This is a genomic window from Rhizobium sp. Root1204 (assembly GCF_001424965.1).
Taxonomy (GTDB): Bacteria; Pseudomonadota; Alphaproteobacteria; order Rhizobiales; family Rhizobiaceae; genus Pararhizobium.
This window is the reverse complement of the sequence record NZ_LMCZ01000034.1, coordinates 58,763-75,292: the sequence shown is the minus strand read 5'-3', so window position 1 is coordinate 75,292 and position 16,530 is coordinate 58,763. Positions and strand designations below refer to the sequence as shown.

Annotated in this window: 16 protein-coding genes; 5 read left to right on the top strand and 11 right to left on the bottom strand. The window is 60.0% G+C overall.

Going from position 1 to position 16,530, the window contains the following annotated elements:
- The first annotated feature begins 161 nt into the window (after window positions 1-161).
- Complete coding sequence (locus tag ASC96_RS21520) at window positions 162-650, top strand: RidA family protein (protein WP_060505148.1); 489 nt, start codon at window positions 162-164, stop codon at window positions 648-650.
- Between the two features lie 94 nt (window positions 651-744).
- Here ASC96_RS21520 and ASC96_RS21515 read toward each other — a convergent pair whose 3' ends face one another.
- The 6 genes from ASC96_RS21515 to ASC96_RS21490 all read right to left on the bottom strand — a co-directional run bounded on the left by ASC96_RS21515 (window position 745) and on the right by ASC96_RS21490 (window position 7,564).
- On the bottom strand, window positions 745-2,196 hold the full coding sequence (locus tag ASC96_RS21515) for an aspartate aminotransferase family protein (RefSeq protein WP_112834734.1): 1,452 nt from the start codon (window positions 2,194-2,196) through the stop codon (window positions 745-747).
- Between the two features lie 17 nt (window positions 2,197-2,213).
- On the bottom strand, window positions 2,214-3,224 hold the full coding sequence (locus ASC96_RS21510) for an NAD(P)-dependent oxidoreductase (protein WP_060505146.1): 1,011 nt from the start codon (window positions 3,222-3,224) through the stop codon (window positions 2,214-2,216).
- Complete coding sequence (locus tag ASC96_RS21505) at window positions 3,221-3,676, bottom strand: transporter (protein WP_037100781.1); 456 nt, start codon at window positions 3,674-3,676, stop codon at window positions 3,221-3,223. The genes ASC96_RS21510 and ASC96_RS21505 overlap by 4 nt, the downstream gene beginning before the upstream one ends.
- Before the next feature lie 115 nt (window positions 3,677-3,791).
- Window positions 3,792-5,114: an FAD-binding oxidoreductase gene (locus tag ASC96_RS21500; protein ID WP_060505145.1), complete on the bottom strand. Its 1,323-nt coding sequence runs from the start codon at window positions 5,112-5,114 to the stop codon at window positions 3,792-3,794.
- The gene (locus ASC96_RS21495) at window positions 5,111-6,553 is read right to left on the bottom strand and encodes a UbiA family prenyltransferase (protein WP_060505144.1); all 1,443 of its coding nucleotides are present in this window, start codon (window positions 6,551-6,553) and stop codon (window positions 5,111-5,113) included. The genes ASC96_RS21500 and ASC96_RS21495 overlap by 4 nt, the downstream gene beginning before the upstream one ends.
- 126 nt (window positions 6,554-6,679) lie before the next feature.
- The gene (locus ASC96_RS21490) at window positions 6,680-7,564 is read right to left on the bottom strand and encodes a phospholipase (protein ID WP_060505143.1); all 885 of its coding nucleotides are present in this window, start codon (window positions 7,562-7,564) and stop codon (window positions 6,680-6,682) included.
- A 241-nt stretch (window positions 7,565-7,805) separates the two neighbouring features.
- Here ASC96_RS21490 and parE point away from each other — a divergent pair, with 241 nt between their 5' ends.
- A complete protein-coding gene (gene parE, locus ASC96_RS21485) occupies window positions 7,806-9,884 on the top strand; it encodes a DNA topoisomerase IV subunit B (protein ID WP_060505142.1) in 2,079 nt (692 codons plus the stop codon).
- 105 nt (window positions 9,885-9,989) lie between these two features.
- Here the strand turns inward: parE and ASC96_RS21480 are convergent, their stop codons facing one another.
- A complete protein-coding gene (locus tag ASC96_RS21480) occupies window positions 9,990-10,478 on the bottom strand; it encodes a GNAT family N-acetyltransferase (RefSeq protein ID WP_060505141.1) in 489 nt (162 codons plus the stop codon).
- 220 nt (window positions 10,479-10,698) lie between these two features.
- Between ASC96_RS21480 and ASC96_RS21475 the strand changes: the two genes are divergently transcribed.
- Window positions 10,699-11,145, top strand: a complete 447-nt coding sequence (locus ASC96_RS21475; protein WP_060505140.1) for a hypothetical protein — start codon at window positions 10,699-10,701, stop codon at window positions 11,143-11,145.
- A gap of 3 nt (window positions 11,146-11,148) precedes the next feature.
- Here ASC96_RS21475 and ASC96_RS21470 read toward each other — a convergent pair whose 3' ends face one another.
- On the bottom strand, window positions 11,149-12,171 hold the full coding sequence (locus tag ASC96_RS21470) for an aldehyde reductase (RefSeq protein ID WP_060505139.1): 1,023 nt from the start codon (window positions 12,169-12,171) through the stop codon (window positions 11,149-11,151).
- Window positions 12,172-12,290: 119 nt separating this feature from the next.
- Window positions 12,291-13,430, bottom strand: coding sequence for a DUF2336 domain-containing protein (locus tag ASC96_RS21465; protein WP_060505138.1), 1,140 nt, complete (start codon window positions 13,428-13,430; stop codon window positions 12,291-12,293).
- 78 nt (window positions 13,431-13,508) lie between these two features.
- On the opposite strand from ASC96_RS21465, the gene ASC96_RS21460 reads away from it, so the two are divergent.
- A complete protein-coding gene (locus ASC96_RS21460; protein WP_060505137.1) occupies window positions 13,509-14,213 on the top strand; it encodes a hypothetical protein in 705 nt (234 codons plus the stop codon).
- A 10-nt stretch (window positions 14,214-14,223) separates the two neighbouring features.
- Here the strand turns inward: ASC96_RS21460 and ASC96_RS21455 are convergent, their stop codons facing one another.
- On the bottom strand, window positions 14,224-14,826 hold the full coding sequence (locus tag ASC96_RS21455) for a flavin reductase family protein (RefSeq protein ID WP_060505136.1): 603 nt from the start codon (window positions 14,824-14,826) through the stop codon (window positions 14,224-14,226).
- Window positions 14,826-15,410: a nitroreductase gene (locus ASC96_RS21450; RefSeq protein ID WP_060505135.1), complete on the bottom strand. Its 585-nt coding sequence runs from the start codon at window positions 15,408-15,410 to the stop codon at window positions 14,826-14,828. The genes ASC96_RS21455 and ASC96_RS21450 overlap by 1 nt, the downstream gene beginning before the upstream one ends.
- 112 nt (window positions 15,411-15,522) lie before the next feature.
- Here ASC96_RS21450 and ASC96_RS21445 point away from each other — a divergent pair, with 112 nt between their 5' ends.
- Window positions 15,523-16,530 carry a hypothetical protein gene (locus ASC96_RS21445; RefSeq protein ID WP_060505134.1) on the top strand — a complete coding sequence of 336 codons (1,008 nt, stop codon included), beginning with the start codon at window positions 15,523-15,525 and terminating at the stop codon, window positions 16,528-16,530.

The following is a 16,530-nucleotide window of genomic DNA, read 5'->3' as shown; positions in this document are numbered from 1 at the left end:
TAAGCCGACAATACAGCGCATGTCTATTCTGACGGATTGACTCGTACGTTGTACGATGCGATTTTATCGTACAACGTACGAGTCAGTTCGCAATGCGTTAAAATCCAATCCTGCAGACGCGAGGGTACGTTGCTCGTGGTCAGCGCAACCAAGAGAAAATCATGTCACGCGCAATCCAGCATCTGCTTATCGGAGGGCTCATCATCATGACTGCGGGAATTTCGACTGCGGCGGCAGCAAACGACAGCGATCGCAGGTTGACCATCGTCAATCCTAAGAACCTCTACGACCCGACGCCAAATGGCTACAGCACGGCGGTGATCGTGCCCCGCGAAGGCCGGGTCGCCTATATTTCCGGACAGGGAGGGCAGGACAGTACGGGAGCCTTGTCGCCTGACTTTGCCGTTCAGGTTAAGCAGGCCTATGCGAATCTGCGCGCCGCCCTTGATGCACTCGGCGCAAAGCCGGATCAGGTCGCAAAGCTGACGGTCTTCGTGGTCGATCACGATATGTCCAAGCTTGAGGTCTTGACCCGGAACATCAAGGAGATGTTCGGCGAAACGCTGCCGGCGCAGACGCTGATTCCGGTCCCCAAACTTGCAATTGACCCGATGCTCTTTGAGGTCGAGGCCGTCGTTTTGCTTGACTAAAGCACTTCCGACCGGTCGCTCGAACCGAAAGTGAAGCGGGCGCGCAGCTGCCAGCCGCGCGCCCGCAATGCAATTTCAATCCTGTCCCGGACGATCAGCCGAACTGGCTGCCGACGAAATCCTTGACGATGCGGATGATGCCGCGGCCGAGCAGGTCGTCGAGGGCGTCGCAGAGTTGATCGACATGCTGGCGTTCGCAGATCAGCGGCGGCAAGAGCCGGATGACGTTACGGTTATACTCGGTGAAAGCCACCAGCGTATCGTAATCACGCAGCAGAAGCGCGCCGATGAAACCCGACAGCGAGCCCTTCAGCTTGTCGTCCAGCACGGCAACCACCGGCCGCAGCACGAGCGGCAGCGTCTGGCTGAAATCCTGGAACTCCAGCCCGATCATCAGGCCCTGCCCGCGCACGTCCTTGATGATCTTCGGATACTTGTCCTTCAGCGCAGTCAGGCGTTCCAGCAGGTATTCACCCTGTACGGCGGCATTCTCGATCAGGTCCTCGTCATAGAGGACGTTCAAGGTCTCGATCGCCGTGATGGATGCCTCGCCAATACCGCCGAACGTGGCATGGGCATGGATCATCGCCGTCTTCGGCGTACCATAGGCTTTCATGTAGATTTCGCGGCGGGCGATCATGGCAGCCATCGCCGTCTTGCCACCGCCAAGAGACTTGGCGACCGCGGTGATATCGGGCACGACGTTTGCATATTCGAAGGCAAAGAAACGTCCGGAACGGCCGACACCGCACTGCACCTCATCGGCCACCCAGATGACGCCATGCTTGTTGCAAAGCGCGCGAACCTCCTGCCAGAACTCCGGCGGTGCGATATTGATGCCGCCACCGCCCTGAATGGTTTCCAGCACAAGCACGCCGATCGTCGGATCGCTCTCGAAAGCGCGGCGGATCGCCTCGATGTCGCCGAACGGCACCTTGACGTTGTTGTCGAGCAGCTGGAAATCACCCCGATAGAGCGGGCCGTCAGTGATCGACAGAACGCCGCGTGTCTTGCCGTGGAATGAGTTCTCGGCATAGACGATACGTGGCCGCTTCGGGCCAGCGACGCGCTCGGCAAGCTTGATGGCGGCTTCCATGGCCTCCGAGCCGGAGGAGCCGAGGAACACCATGTCGAGGTCACCCGGCGCGATTTCGGCGAGGTTCTTGGCGAGCGCCGCCGCATATTGCGACATGAAGGCAATGGCGATCTCGTGGCGGTTTTCGTCCTGGAACTGTTTTCGCGCAGCGATCAGGCGCTGGTGGTTATGGCCGAGCGCCAGCGAACCGAAGCCGCCGAAAAAGTCGAGGATCTTCCGGCCATTCTGGTCGACATAATACATGCCCTCGGCGGTCTCGATCTTGATCTTGTTGAAGCCGAGCAGCTTCATGAAATGAAGCTGCCCCGGATTCAGATGATCCTTGAACAGCGTCGTCATGTCGGCGACGCTCATGTCCTTGGCCTGTTCGACCGTCATCAGGTTGGGCTTCTTGATGCCGCCATCGAGGGCGGGGGCGTCAACGGCGACGCGGTGCGTTTTGTCGAGCATGGTCGTTGTTTCCTGATTCATTCGGCCGGTACGGCGGCTGCGTGCGCGAAGGTCTTGCCGGCTTTCTTGGCGCGGTATTCGTCATAGGCGGCGATCAGCATGGCGCCGTCATTGTACTCGGCCTTCCAGCCAAGCTCCTTCTTGAGCTTGCCGGTTTCGCGGATGCACATCTCGTCGGCGATCAGATACTGTTCCGGATCCATGATCGGCAGATTGGCGAAATCGAAGGCAGCGAGCGTTGCCTTCACCGCAAAGGCAGGCGTCGGCAACAGGAACGATTTCGAACCGGCATGAACGATCAGGTCGCCGAGCAGCTTCTTCACCGATGGCGGATTGTCGGAACCAAGATTATAGGCCTCGTTCGGCACGCCGCCCTTCCAGGCGAGACGGGCGGCTTCGGCGCAATCGAACACCGAGATGAACTGGTAGGGGTTCTTGCCCGAACCGATCATCGGCACCGGCAGGTTGGCGTCGATCAGCTTGAACAGCTTTTCCAGGATACCCAGACGGCCGGGGCCAATGATCAGGCGTGGGCGGAAGATCGAGATGTTCATGCCCTGCTTGCGCCATTCGGCGGCAAGCTGCTCTGTTGCCCATTTCGACTTGCCGTATTCACCCAGCGGCTTGGCCGGATGCGCCTCGGTCTGCGGCGACATCACCGTGTGGCCATAGATCATGTCGGTGGTGAACTGCACCAGCCGGTTGGCGCCGGACTTTGCCGTCGCCTTCATGATGTTCTCAGCACCGTAATAATTGACCGGCCAGAAGAACTGCCAGCGCTTGGAGCGCACCTGCAGCGGCGACAGCATCTTCGCCGCCATGTTGTAGACCATGTCGTCCGGTCCGATCTCGACCTTCATGACATCTTCTGCATTGGTGACATCGCAATGGACGAAACGGACGCGGGCATAATGCGGCAGGTCGGACTTGACGATATCGGCAACGAGAACCTCTTGCCCCTCGTGAACCAGGCGTTCCGCCAGATGGCGCCCGACGAAGCCGTCACCGCCAAAAATGATATGTTTCATGATGCGCTCCCGATTTTTACTGTTTTTGTGCCCGCAGCTTCAAGCGATGGCTGGTCCTCGTGCGAGGACATGCCAGCCCCTGACAGGCCGGACTGGGCGATGAGAATGGTTCCGACGCAGATGAAGCCGATGCCGGCGATGCGCCAGGCGTTCAGATCCTCGTGGAAGACGAAATAGGCAAAGACGGCCACGGCCACATAGGCAAGGCTCAGAAATGGATAGGCGAAGGAGAGTTCCACCTTCGATAGTACGTAAAGGTGCGACACCATCGAAATGACGAAGGTGGCTAGTCCGGCGAAGACCCAGGGGTTGAAAACCACCTGGAAAATACGGGCAATGAAAGTATCAGCCGTGAAGCTCAACGGACCGAGCGAAAGCATACCCTGTTTTAGCATGACTTGTGCCGCAGCGTTGGTAATCACGGTGAAGAGAATGAATACGATATACTTCATGTCGATGTTCCCTGTTCCCGTCGCGATACCTACACGCAAGAGCGGTATATTCCGTGAAAATCGGGCGTTTATTTAATTCAAATTGTTCCTATTCTCATTTTGGCAAAGCCCATTCTCATTTCGGCAAAGAAAGGGCCGTCCGCTTCCAGAAATTCGAAACCATTGCCGGATCGCGCAAAGCTTCCAGCTGCCGCCAGCGCGGGAACGAGAAGTCAAAGGTTTGCGGGCTCATCCGCGCATCCTTGTAGGGATTGATGGCACCACCGGCCTCGACAACCATGGCGTCCAGCCGGTTGAGAAGCTTAAGGGTCTCTTCACCCTGATTGGCGAAATCCAAAGTCAGCGTAAAACCCGGCCTCGGGAAGGACAAAAATCCGCCTGAAATCTGCTCGCCGAACTTCTTCAACACTGTGAGGAAAGAGGCGTGGCCGGCCGCGCGGGCAGTCTCCAGCAACCGTGCCGTCAGCTCAGGCGCATTGCCCGCTGGATAGACGCTCTGGTGCTGGTAAAGGCCCTTGGGGCCATAAAGCCGATTCCAGTTGCCGATGGCATCCAGCGGGTGGAAATAACCCGGCCATTTCACCGTCTTGACCGTTTCGCCCGGCTTTTCCTTGCGGAAGTAAAGTTCGTTGAATGCCTTCAGCGTCAGCGTGTTCAAGAGATTGAACGGCGGCGCGAACGGAACCGACAATCGTCTCGCCTTCGGCATGTCCGGAAATTCGCAGGAGGCATCGGCATGATCACCGGCCAGAAGCACACCCCTGCCCGTCCTCTTTCCGGTGGCCAACTGGTCGATCCAGGCGACGGAATATTCGTGCTCGCCATCAACGGTTTCGACCATGCCGAAATATTCATTCAGGCTATCGAAGCGGATGGCGTGTTGCTGGATGTGGGCGGATGGCACCTTCATCAGCTGCAGGTCGACCGACAGGATCAGCCCCGTCAGGCCCATGCCGGCGATGGTGGCAAAAAACAGGTCGCGATTTTCCGTTGCCGAGCAGGTCAGTACCTCGCCGCTCGACCGCAACAATGTCAGGCCAAGCACATGCTTGCCGAAAGTACCGCGGGCGTGATGGTTCTTGCCGTGCACATCATTGGCGACGGCCCCTGCAACCGTGACCGACGCGGTTCCCGGCGTCACCGGCAAGAAAAACCGGTGCGGGATCGCTGTTTCGAGAATGGAGCGAAGCGTGACGCCGGCATCGCAGGAAATGATGCCGGTTCCCGGATCGAAACCGAGGATGCGGGTGCGTACCCGGCTCTCGATCAGCCTGCCCGCGTCGTTATGGCAACTGTCGCCATAGGACCGGCCGTTGCCGAATGGCAGGAAAGCGCCGGGCGCCGCAGTTTCACGCAGGTTCTCATAGGCATCGGGCGATACGGACTGCCGGGCGCGGCAATCGATCCGGCCCCAGCTGTCAAATTCGGCGGGGGTCATGGCGTTCCCAAAGCACCGGCGAGCACAAACATGGCGCCGAGCGCCATGGTGACGAGGCTGCGCCAGTCGCGCATGATGAACACCACAGGATCCTCATGCAGCATGCCGCGGCGGGCCAGCATCCAGATGCGCAGCAGCATATAGAGCACCAGCGGGCAGAGCGGCCACAGCGCCCAATCCAGCCTGTACATTTCCTGCATTTCCTTGCTGTGAATATAGAGCGCCAGAACCAGTGCAGAGGCAAAGGCCGAAGAAACACCGGCCTGTCCGACCATTTCGAAATCGACCGCCATATAGCCGCGCCCCGGCACCTGGTTGCCGTCGCGGCCGTCATATTCATCGAGCTCGACATAGCGCTTGACCAGCGCCAGGCTGAGGAAAAAGAAGATCGAGAACGACAGGAGCCAGAAGGACAGATCCGTGCCTGTGGCAGCAGCACCGGCGATGATGCGAACTGTATAGAGCCCGGCCAGTGTGAAGACATCGACCAAGAGCTTGCGCTTGAGCACAAACGTGTAGGCAGTCGTCGCCAAGGCATAAAAACCGAGTACGAGGGCGAAATCGTACGGCAGCACAGCCGTCAGCGAGAGCGAGGCAAGGAGCAGGCACAGCGCTATCATCAGCCCCATCGGCACCGACATCTGGCCGCTTGCCAGCGGCCGGTTGCGCTTCTTCGGATGACGGCGGTCGCTGGTGAGATCCGACAGATCGTTGACCACATAGACAGCAGAGGCAAGGAAGCTGAAGGCGAAGAACGCCAGGATGACGTTGACCACCGCATCCATGTGCAAGATGTCGTGGTTGAGGACCATCGGAACGCCGATCAGCACATTCTTTGCCCATTGATGCACGCGGATCGATTTCAGGGCTGCCAACGGGCTCGCCTTGCCGAGATCGAGCTTTTCGGCATCATGTGCCCGGCGCCATTTTTCGGCGGCGGCATCCGGCGCCACGACAATCGCCTTGCGGGCGGCATCAAACACCGGCACGTCATCGCGGCTGTTGCCCATATAGTCGAAACCGCCCTCGCCGAACTGTTCGATCAGTTTTTCCCGCTTGCGGCGGCTGGTGAGGTTGACGTCCGTGGTGCTGTGCAGGACGGAGGAAAAAGCGCCGGTATGAGCTGCAACCCCAAGCGCCACGCTTTCGGCGGCACCGGTGACCAGAATGACCTGCCGGCCGGTTTCGCGCTCGCGCGCCAGACGCTTGAGCACCGCCTCGCGATAGGGCCAGTCGGCCGCCTGGCGTCCGGAGCGTGCGGCAACCTCGTATTTCAGCCGCGCCTTGCCCTTCGTCATCCAGATAAGAACTGCAAATAGCATCAGCGGATTGCGCAACAGAATGATCGCCACGCCCTCCCAGAGCGTGTCGGCAGCAAGCAATGTGCCGTCAAGATCGACGCATAGCGGAATATGCCGCGTTTCTGTCCGAGCATCCATAAGATCAAACCCCGATAAAATATACCCGGGACAGTCCCATGTTCAGCTTTCGAAAGTGCAAACAGCGCTCGCCTTAAGGTTTCAAACTGCTGCGTTGGTTAATGAATCCCGGATATATTCGGTGTTTCAATCCAGCCCGATCCAGTTCAGTGCATCGCGCCAGTCCGTCATACGGACGGGGGTGCCGTGCGACCCTGTCTGGAAAAGGACGATGCGGGCGGGATAGTTCGCTTTCCTCAGCGAGCGGTAGAACGCGATCTGGCCGGACACGGGATAGACAGTATCGGCGCCGCCATGGCTGAAGAATATCGGCAGTTTCTTCTTGTAGGCGGCACTCTTGCTGAAAGCCGCATCAGAGGGACCGCCCATGATCATCATGCCCTTGAGGTCTGCAACAGCCTGCGGATTGCGGGTGAGGCCCCAGCAGATGAAACTGCCCATCGAGGCGCATGAGAGCACGACCGGTCGGCCAGGGGATTGCTGCCGGGCATAGGCAATCAATCCAGCGACATCGGCGACGCCCGCATCATCGAAGGAGCGCATGCTCGGGGCATAGTAGACGCCGCCATTTTCGACAGCGAGGTTCTTTAGCCGGTTGAAATTGCCGCCGAACGACCAGTCATTGGCGCCGAGCCGCCGGTCGCCGCCTCGGCCATGGATGAAGATGACGGTGAATGTCGCGCCCCTCGCAGCACCCACCCGCAGCACATCCAGCGGCCGGGTGGCGAGATCGAGCGTCTCGTTGACCTGCGCGCTCTTGACGCCGAGCGACACATAGGTTCGCCTTACCCGGCGTTCCGGCTCGGTGTCACGAGCGTGGATATCGCGCATCTTGTCGTAATCGACGACGCGGTAATCGCCGCCATCCTCCGTTTCCAGCACCGTTCCATAGGAAAACAGCTCGTCCTTAAAGGGCTTCAGCGGCGCGGCCTGTGCCGGCAAAACCAGGGCGGCCATGACGATTGCGGCAAAAAAGGCACGAAAGGTCAAATGAGTTGTGGACAGGTGCATCCGGAATGTTCCTCTTTTGATCCAAGCCTTGCCATCGGACCTTCCGCAAAGCAACAGTTGGGGCTATTGAAGGCACGATCGGCGTGTTGACGCGCGCGGCTGAGTGATTGGGCTGGCCTGGTCGCTCTCGCGCTGGGAATTTGGCAGAATTCCAGCGATTCGTGCAGACATTCCTGACGGCTCAGTCCGAACCTTGGGCCGGGCCTGAAGCCGCCACCACGGAAAGACATCAAAACAGACTATGACCGACAGCAACGATCTCTTTTCAGCAATGCCCCTGGTACCGAAGCCTGCGACGGATCCCGTCGTGCCAAAGCCGGTTGTTGCCACGCCCGCCGCCGCGCCGGTGGCGGAACAGCGCAGCAGTACCCCGGCGGCGCTGAAGGCCGATGCCGGCGATTACAACGCCTCGGCAATCGAGGTGCTGGAGGGGCTGGAACCTGTGCGCCGCCGTCCCGGCATGTATATCGGCGGCACCGACGAAAAGGCTCTGCACCATCTGTTTGCCGAAGTCATCGACAACTCGATGGACGAAGCTGTTGCCGGACACGCCAATTTCATCGACGTCCATCTCGACGCCGAAGGCTGCCTGTCGGTGACCGATAACGGCCGTGGTATTCCGGTCGAGAACCATCCGAAATTTCCGGGCAAGTCGACGCTCGAAGTGATCATGACCATCCTGCATGCGGGCGGCAAATTCGACAGCAAGGTCTACGAGACCTCCGGTGGTCTGCACGGCGTCGGCGTCTCGGTCGTCAACGCGCTGTCGGACATTCTCGAAGTTGAGGTTGCCCGTAATCGCAAACTCTATCGTCAGCGCTTTTCGCGCGGCATTCCGCAAGGCGGGCTCGAAGAACTGGGCGACGTGCAGAACCGGCGCGGCACGAAGGTCAAGTTCCATCCGGATCCGGAGATCTTCGGATCGCATGCCAAATTCGATCCCGCCCGGCTGTTCCGCATGGCGCGGTCGAAGGCCTATCTGTTCGGCGGCGTCGAAATCCGCTGGTCCTGCGATCCCTCGCTGATCGAAGGTACGGATACGCCGGACAAGGCGGTGTTCCACTTCCCCGGAGGCCTGAAGGATTACCTGCAGGCAACGATGGGCAAGGAATTCACCGTCACCCGCGAAATCTTTGCCGGCAAGACCGAAAAGACCGGCGGCCATGGCGCGCTCGAATGGGCCGTCACCTGGTATGGTGGCGACAGCATCGTACATTCCTATTGCAACACCATTCCGACACCGGAAGGCGGCACGCACGAAGCCGGCTTCCGCATCGCGCTCACCAAGGGCCTCAAAGCCTATGCGGAACTGACGCAGAACAAGCGCGCGGCGATTGTGACCACCGAAGACGTGATGATCTCGGCCGCCGGTATGCTGTCGGTGTTCATCCGCGAACCGGAATTCGTCGGCCAGACCAAGGACAAGCTGGCGACCGTCGAAGCGCAGCGCATCGTCGAGAACGCGCTTCGCGATCCCTTCGACCATTTCCTTGCCGATAACCCGCAAGAAGCCCACAAGCTGCTGGAATGGGTCATCGAGCGCGCCGACGAGCGTGTGCGCCGCCGCAAGGAAAAGGAAGTCACCCGCAAATCGGCGGTGCGCAAGCTGCGCCTGCCGGGCAAGCTTGCCGACTGCTCGCAGAATTCGGCCGAAGGGGCCGAACTTTTCATTGTCGAAGGCGATTCGGCTGGTGGCTCGGCAAAACAGGCGCGCAACCGCTCCAACCAGGCGATCCTGCCTTTGCGCGGAAAAATCCTCAACGTTGCCAGTGCTGGCCGCGAAAAACTCGGCGCCAACCAGCAGATCAGCGATCTCGTCCAGGCGCTCGGCTGCGGCACGCGCAGCAAGTACCGTGAGGAAGACCTGCGCTATGAGCGCGTCATCGTCATGACCGATGCCGACGTCGACGGTGCCCACATCGCCTCGCTGCTGATCACGTTCTTTTATCAGGAAATGCCGGAACTCGTTCGCGGCGGACATCTCTATCTGGCCGTACCGCCGCTTTACCGCATCACCCAAGGGGCAAAGACGCTCTACGCCCGCGACGACGCGCATCGGGTGGAACTGGTCGAGACGGAATTCAATGGCCGCGGCAAGATCGAGATCGGCCGCTTCAAGGGTCTTGGCGAAATGATGCCGGCGCAGTTGAAGGAAACCACGATGGATCCTTCCAAGCGCACGCTCTTGAAAGTCGCCATCGACGAGGTGGATTTCGAAGGCACGCGCGAAGCCGTCGACAACCTGATGGGCACCAAGGCCGATGCCCGCTTCCGCTTCATCCAGGAACGTGCCGTGTTTGCCGACAACCTGGATATCTAGCTCAAAGCCTTCGCAGATCGATTCAACACATTGTGGAATTGATTCAGCTTTCCGCTCCAACTCACGGAGCGGAAACGGTTTTCCCTGAAGTAACCTCGCTCTGCGTCAGGCGATGGCCTTTTCCATGAACAGGCTGAACGGGTCCGGTTGATAGGAACCGAACGGTCCAATCTCGACATAGCCGGCGGTCTTGTAGAGGCCGATCGCCTCCGGCTGATAGATGCCGGTCTCAAGCCGGATGGCCGACAGTCCGGCGCCGCGGCCATGGCCTTCGAGATGCTCGAGCAGCTTGCGGCCGATCTTCAGGCCACGTGCCTGCGGATCGACGAACATGCGCTTGATCTCGGCGCTGCCATCACCAGCATCCACCAGCGCACAACAGCCGACGACCTCTCCCTCATGGCGGGCGACGAAAAAGGAGACGGACGGTTTTTCCAGCGTCGAGACATCGACAAGGTGATTGCTTTCGGCCGGATAAAGCGATTGCGCGTAGGCATCGGATTGATCAAGCAAGTTCTGGACGCCCGGCTGGCGCGGCGATTCTTTTTCAATGGTCAGAGTCACTTGGCGTTGTTCCTTCGCAGATCGATTCATCCCGTTTCCAGTCAATCCTAAAAGTACGGTAGTGAAAACGACAGACGGAAAATCTGGCCATGTACGGCGGCTAACCTCACTCAGAGCAACCGGCAGAAACAAATTGTTTCCAAGCCTTCCCCACTTTGCCTTACTTCCGGAGCAAACGGGCCCTTAGTTCAGCGAAGTCAGAATCGCTCCTTACAGAACGATTTTTCACCGAATTGGAGAGATATCCACGATGGTTCCTGCCCTGATCGTCATGACAATTCTCGGCTGCGACGATAGCGTCAGCCAGTGCCACTACGTCTCGACCGTCAGCGGCACGTGGCAGAGCATTGCCGTCTGCGATGCGGAATCACAGAAACAATTGCCGAAATTCTCCAACGCCAATTATCCGGTGATCGTCGCGGTCTGCGAAACATCCGGCAACACGATGGCAGACGCCAAGGATCCCGCGCCTGTGCCCGCAACGCAGCCTGCTCTCGATCAGGCGCATGCCGTTACGAAGGATGCCGTCCCGACACCACCCACGACCGAACAGAAACAGCCTAGCTTGCCGCGCCGGACATTGGCGATGGTGACAGGAGCTCTGCCCGACGCCTCGGACCTGCGCAATGCGGTGACCAAACCCGTCCACTATATCGAGGACGGCTATTCCTGGGTGGCCCGGAAGTTTACAAAGTAAACCCTATACCAGCCCGGCAGCGATCAGGCTTTCAGCGCTGGCGCGGATTGCCTCGTCCCCTGAACGCGGCCTCCAGCCGAGCAGACGCTTTGCCTTTTCATGCGACACGCGCTGGTCGCGGCCGAGTTCGGCGACGATCAGTTTCAGGCCGGGATCGAAGCGCGAGGCAACGCCCGCCAACCAGTTGGGCAAAACGAATTTCGGCAGTTTTTTCCCGTAGGCTGGAAAGTCCCGTTTCAAGACCCGGGCAATATGCTTGATCGACAGCGCCTCGCCCGCAATGATGAAGCGCTCGCCCGCAGCCTTTGGTATCGTCATGGCAAGAACATGCGCCTCTGCGGTATCGCGCACGTCGACGACAGGCACGCTGAAATCCGGCATGGCGGGATAGCGGCCTTTCAACAGGCTTTTTACCACACCGACCGACGTTCCTGTCTCCGAGCCTAGGATGGGTCCAAGGATCATGCCCGGATTGACGACGGCGAGTTCAAGGCCTTGTTCGTGTGCAAAGGCCCAGGCGGCGCGTTCGGCCAGCGTTTTCGACTTGTAGTAGGGCGTTGCAAGCACGCCATCGACATCGGTCCAGTCCGTCTCCGAAAAAGGCGCCCTGCCCGCCCCATAGCTGATGGCGGCAATGGAGGATGTCAGAACCACGCGGCTGACACCGGCGTTCTTTGCAGCGCGCAGCACGCGCAACGTTCCCTCCCGCGCCGGCAGAATGAGGTCATTTTCATGCCTGGGAACGCGTGAGGGAAAAGGTGACGCGGTATGGATGACGTGCCCAGCTCCTGTAAGGGCATCATCCCATCCGGCGTCTACCGTGAGATCCGCGACAACGAAGGAGAGCTTTCCCTGAATTGCGCCGTCAACCGAGCGGATCGCCGCCTCGATGGCCTGCGCCTTTTTCATCGACCGCAGGGTTCCGCGAACCTCGTAGCCTGCACGCAGCAAAGACGCGGCGACGTGACCCCCGAGGAAACCGCCTATGCCCGTCACAACGACCGGCCTTGTCGTATCGTTCTTCATTGCCACACTCCGCACCTGCCGCACCGATCTTCATCAGCTACATGGTGGGTTTGGCACCCTGTGTCAAAGGCGGACTGTCCGGATTGTTCTGCAACGCGCCAGCGCAGAAGCAGCCAGGGTCAGGCCGCTTCCCGTGCAGCGAGCAATGCATAGTCGCGGGCGGTCTGGCGCTGTTCGGCAATCGTCAGCTTCTCGATGAGGCCGGCAAGTCCGCCGGACGCATCGGAGGCCTGGCTCTTGCCACGCAGTTTAGACAACAGGGCGGCAGAGATGGTGGCCGTCACAGTAGACGAGCCAACCCGGTTTTCCTTGCGCCAGATCAGCACGGCTTCGGCAAACAGGGCGCTGACATCGCGACCAAGGCCCGCACTTTCGAACAGCGCCCGGATGGCGTGGATACGGCCATCCGACAGGATCGAGCGCACGCGCTTGTCGGCGACATCGGACAGGTTGACGATGGCCGCAGCAAAAAAATCGACCTTGCCGGAACACAGGGCGTTCAGAAGGAAGGCTGGCGTCAACCGTCCCGTTACCCTGAGATGTTCGACGAGATTGGGAATCTGATCAGGTTGGGCAGCGCCGGCCATGCCGACGGCCGCCTTGTCACAGGCTTCGCGGGTGATCCGCTCGACACGGCGCTCGCCAATGGCGGCCTGCACGAGGCCAAATCCGGAAAGGGCCGTTCCGACCTTTTCGACCAGCGCATGCCGGGCATCGGCCGGCAGATCGTCACGGTCGAGCAGCGTATTGCGGACCGACCAGAGATGGCCGAGCCGGTCACTCAGGCGCTTCAGCGTCCGGCAGGAGAACCGCGCCTGCCCGTTTTCAAGCAGGATCAGAACCTCTTCCTCACCGCCGATTTCGGCGATGGCGGCAGCAACCGGGCGTGACATAGACTGGCGGGCGGCGATGACTGCGCGGGTCTCCGGCGTCCCCTTGGCAGCAAGATCGACAAGATCCATATCGTTGAGCACAGGAGAACGCGAAATGACGGCATAGGCGGTTTCAGGCTGGTCTTCGGCAAGCGACAGAATGATGGTCCGTGGAATGCGCGCGCAATCTGCAATGGCTTCGGCCAGCGCCAGCCGAACTTTCGGCGAGGGATCATCGAGAAGAAAGGTCATTGCCATTTCGGCCGCATGTTCGTCGAGCGTATTCATTTCGGCCGCGACATAGGCACGGCCCAACGCCTGCGCTGCGCGAACCCGATCCCCGGTTTTCGCGGTTTCAACCCAACGAAGAAATGCTTGAATGATCACCGACGCCTCACTACACACCAACCAGCCCAATCATGGTGCCGGTTACGTTAGCGATCAAAGGTTTAAGATTGGTTCACCATGTCCGTTAACCGCTTCGAAATCACGCTGCCGATGATGTGCGCAACGCCGGATGCGCTGCCGCCAAAGTCCGCCACCGGCGGGGCATCGACCGTGATCCTCGATATCCGCGGGGACTGGATAACCAAGAGCGCAGCCGATCAGGCGCGGCGGATAATTACACACCGGCAATCAGCCTCGACGCTGCTTCGCGTCGGCAGGCCAGACGACGAGGCCGGGCAGACGGCGATCGGGCAACTGGCGACACTGCGGCCGCATGGCTTTGTGCTTTCCGGCTGCGGCGGTGCCGCCGATATCCAGAAATTCGATGTCATGCTGCGGGTCGCGGAAGCCACCCACGGGATCGATGCGGGATCGATCGGACTGGTTGCCGAGCTTGGCGGGGATTTGGCGTTTCTTCTCTCGCAAGCTTCCCTGAAAGACGTGTCGCGCCGGCTGATAGCGATCATTTTCGACGGTAACGGCGTGACACAGGCGACGGCAAGCCAAACGTTCAACGCGGCGGCATCAAGGATGGGTGCACCGCTTCTCCTTGCCCGTGGCGCCGCCGTCATCAAGGCGAGGCAGGCAGGCATAGACTGTTATGAACTGCTGAAAGGCGCGGATGGCGACCCGCGGATCACTCGCGACATCGCTCTTGCCGATGGTTTTTCCGGCGTGGTGGCGCGCAATGCCGCCCAGCTTGAGGCGCTGTCGCCGTCCTGAGCGGCCAGCCCTAGCGTTTGGGCCGGAACATTTCGAAGACGTCTCCGGATTCGCAATAGTCCATGTATCCCATGCGGCCGACCGGCCGGACCTTGGCCATGTCAAGCCGCCCGTCGCGGATCGCCTCGTCACGAATGTGAATACCGACAACCTGGCCGATGACCACGTGGTTTTCAGACAGCGTACCGTCGAGCGCTTTCGGCCGGAAGATTTCCGTGACCTTGCATTCGAGGGCGGCGTAAGCTTCGGCAACGAAGGGCGCTTGGACAAACTGGCCTTGGACCGGCGTCAATCCGGCAAGCGCGAATTCGCTCTCACCATGTGGCACCGGAGCCGACGTGACGTTCATCGCTTCGCGGATGTCAAAGCTGACTAAATTGGCGGTGAATTCACGGGTTTCCTCGATGTTGCGGACCGAATCCTTGCGGCCGGCCGAGGAGAACATCACCATTTTCGGCGCGTCGCTGATCGCATTGAAGAAGGAATAGGGCGCCAGATTGAGGCTGCCATCGGCAGACCTCGATCCGATCCAGCCGATCGGCCGCGGAGAAACGATGGCCTTGAACGGATCATGGGCAAGACCATGGGCGTTTTCCGCAGTCGCATAAAACATCAGGCGTCCTCGCCAACCCAGGTGACGATATCCGCAAGCTCCGGCCGCGGGCGCTCCGTCGGCGGAACCTGCGGCGTGCCGATATGGATGAAGCCGGCGACCTTTTCACCGGGCTGAACGCCGAGCAGCGGATAGGCCTTTTCATCGAAGGCATACCATTCGGTCAGCCAGTTCGAGCAGAAGCCGAGCGCGTTGGCAGCCATGAGCAGGTTAAGGCAGACGGCGCCGGCCGACATCACCTGCTCCCATTCCGGCACCTTGAAATGCGGCGCTGCCTTGCTGACGACGGCGACGACGACGGGCGCGCGCGACAGGCGGGCGTTTTCCACCTTGATCATCTCTTCGGAAAGATCGGGCTTGGCTGCGAGCGCCATTTTTGCCAGTTCGGCACTGATACGCACCCGCTCCTCGCCGCGATAGACGATGAAACGCCAAGGCGCCAGCTTGCCGTGATCCGGCACGCGCGAGGCAAGCGTCAGCATCTCTTCGATCTCCGCTGTGTCCGGTCCAGGCCCGCTCATTTGAAAGGCTGGAATAGACCTTCGGGTTGTCAGATAATCGCGCAGGCTGATTTCAGTTTTCATCGCCGTCCATTTCCACTAGTTTGCCACCGCACGCCGCCACCAAGCAGGCAGCCACGAAATTGCCATATCGGCGTTTCAAGTGGAGCCACACACTCAGGATGTCAACCACCCCATGCGCATCAAGGCCGGTCATGTTCGCGCTCTCGTCATAGCGCTTGTTCTTGCAACAGTTGGCGCCCGTGCGCCGCAGGCGCAGGAGCTTGCCGACCCCTTCAAGGCCTTTCCGGCGATCTCCGCTCCATCCAAGAAGATGCCAAAGCTCAACAGCTTCAATCCGACCAACCCGGATGCCGCGACGCAAGGTCCGACCGCAAAGGACATCCAGCTGGAAGCGCATCTGACGGAAAAGGGCAATGCCGTCGAGCAGGGCCTGACCTGGCGCGTTTTCAATCCCATTCCCGGTTCAGACGGCAAGCTGCCGCTGGTGGCGACATCAGAAGGCGGCTCGGCCGCGTTCCAGCTCATTCCCGGCGAATACTTCGTCAATGTCGCCTTCGGCCGCGCCGGCGCGACACGCAAGATCCGGGTGGCGGACGCTGGCCTCCCTGAAAAGCAGGTGCTGGTGCTGGATGCCGGTGGCGTCATGCTCAATGCCGTCTCCGGCAGCGACGTGCGTATCCCGCCGGGAGAACTGAGCTTTTCGATCTTTTCGGCTGATTCGAAAGAAGATGGCGAACGCGCCCTCGTGGTTGCCGACGTCAAGCCCAACACGGTCGTTCGTTTGAACACCGGCACCTATCACGTCGTTTCCAACTATGGCTCGGTCAACGCAGTCATTCGCGCCGATATCCAGGTCGAAGCCGGTAAACTGACAGAAGCGACGATCCAGCACCGCGCGGCCAAGCTGACACTGAAACTTGTCTCCGAACCCGGCGGCGAAGCGATTGCAGATACGGCCTGGTCGATCCTGACCTCGTCGGGCGACGTCGTCAGCGAAAGCGTCGGTGCTTTCCCGACATTGGTGCTGGCCGAAGGCGGCTATTCGGCGGTCGCGCGCAACAACGAGAAAATTTTCCAGCGTGACTTTACCGTCAAGGCCGGCGTTAATACCGATGTCGAGGTCTTGCTCAACGACAAGGGCGTGCAGCCAGCCTCCGGCGCCACGGACGCGCAGGACTGA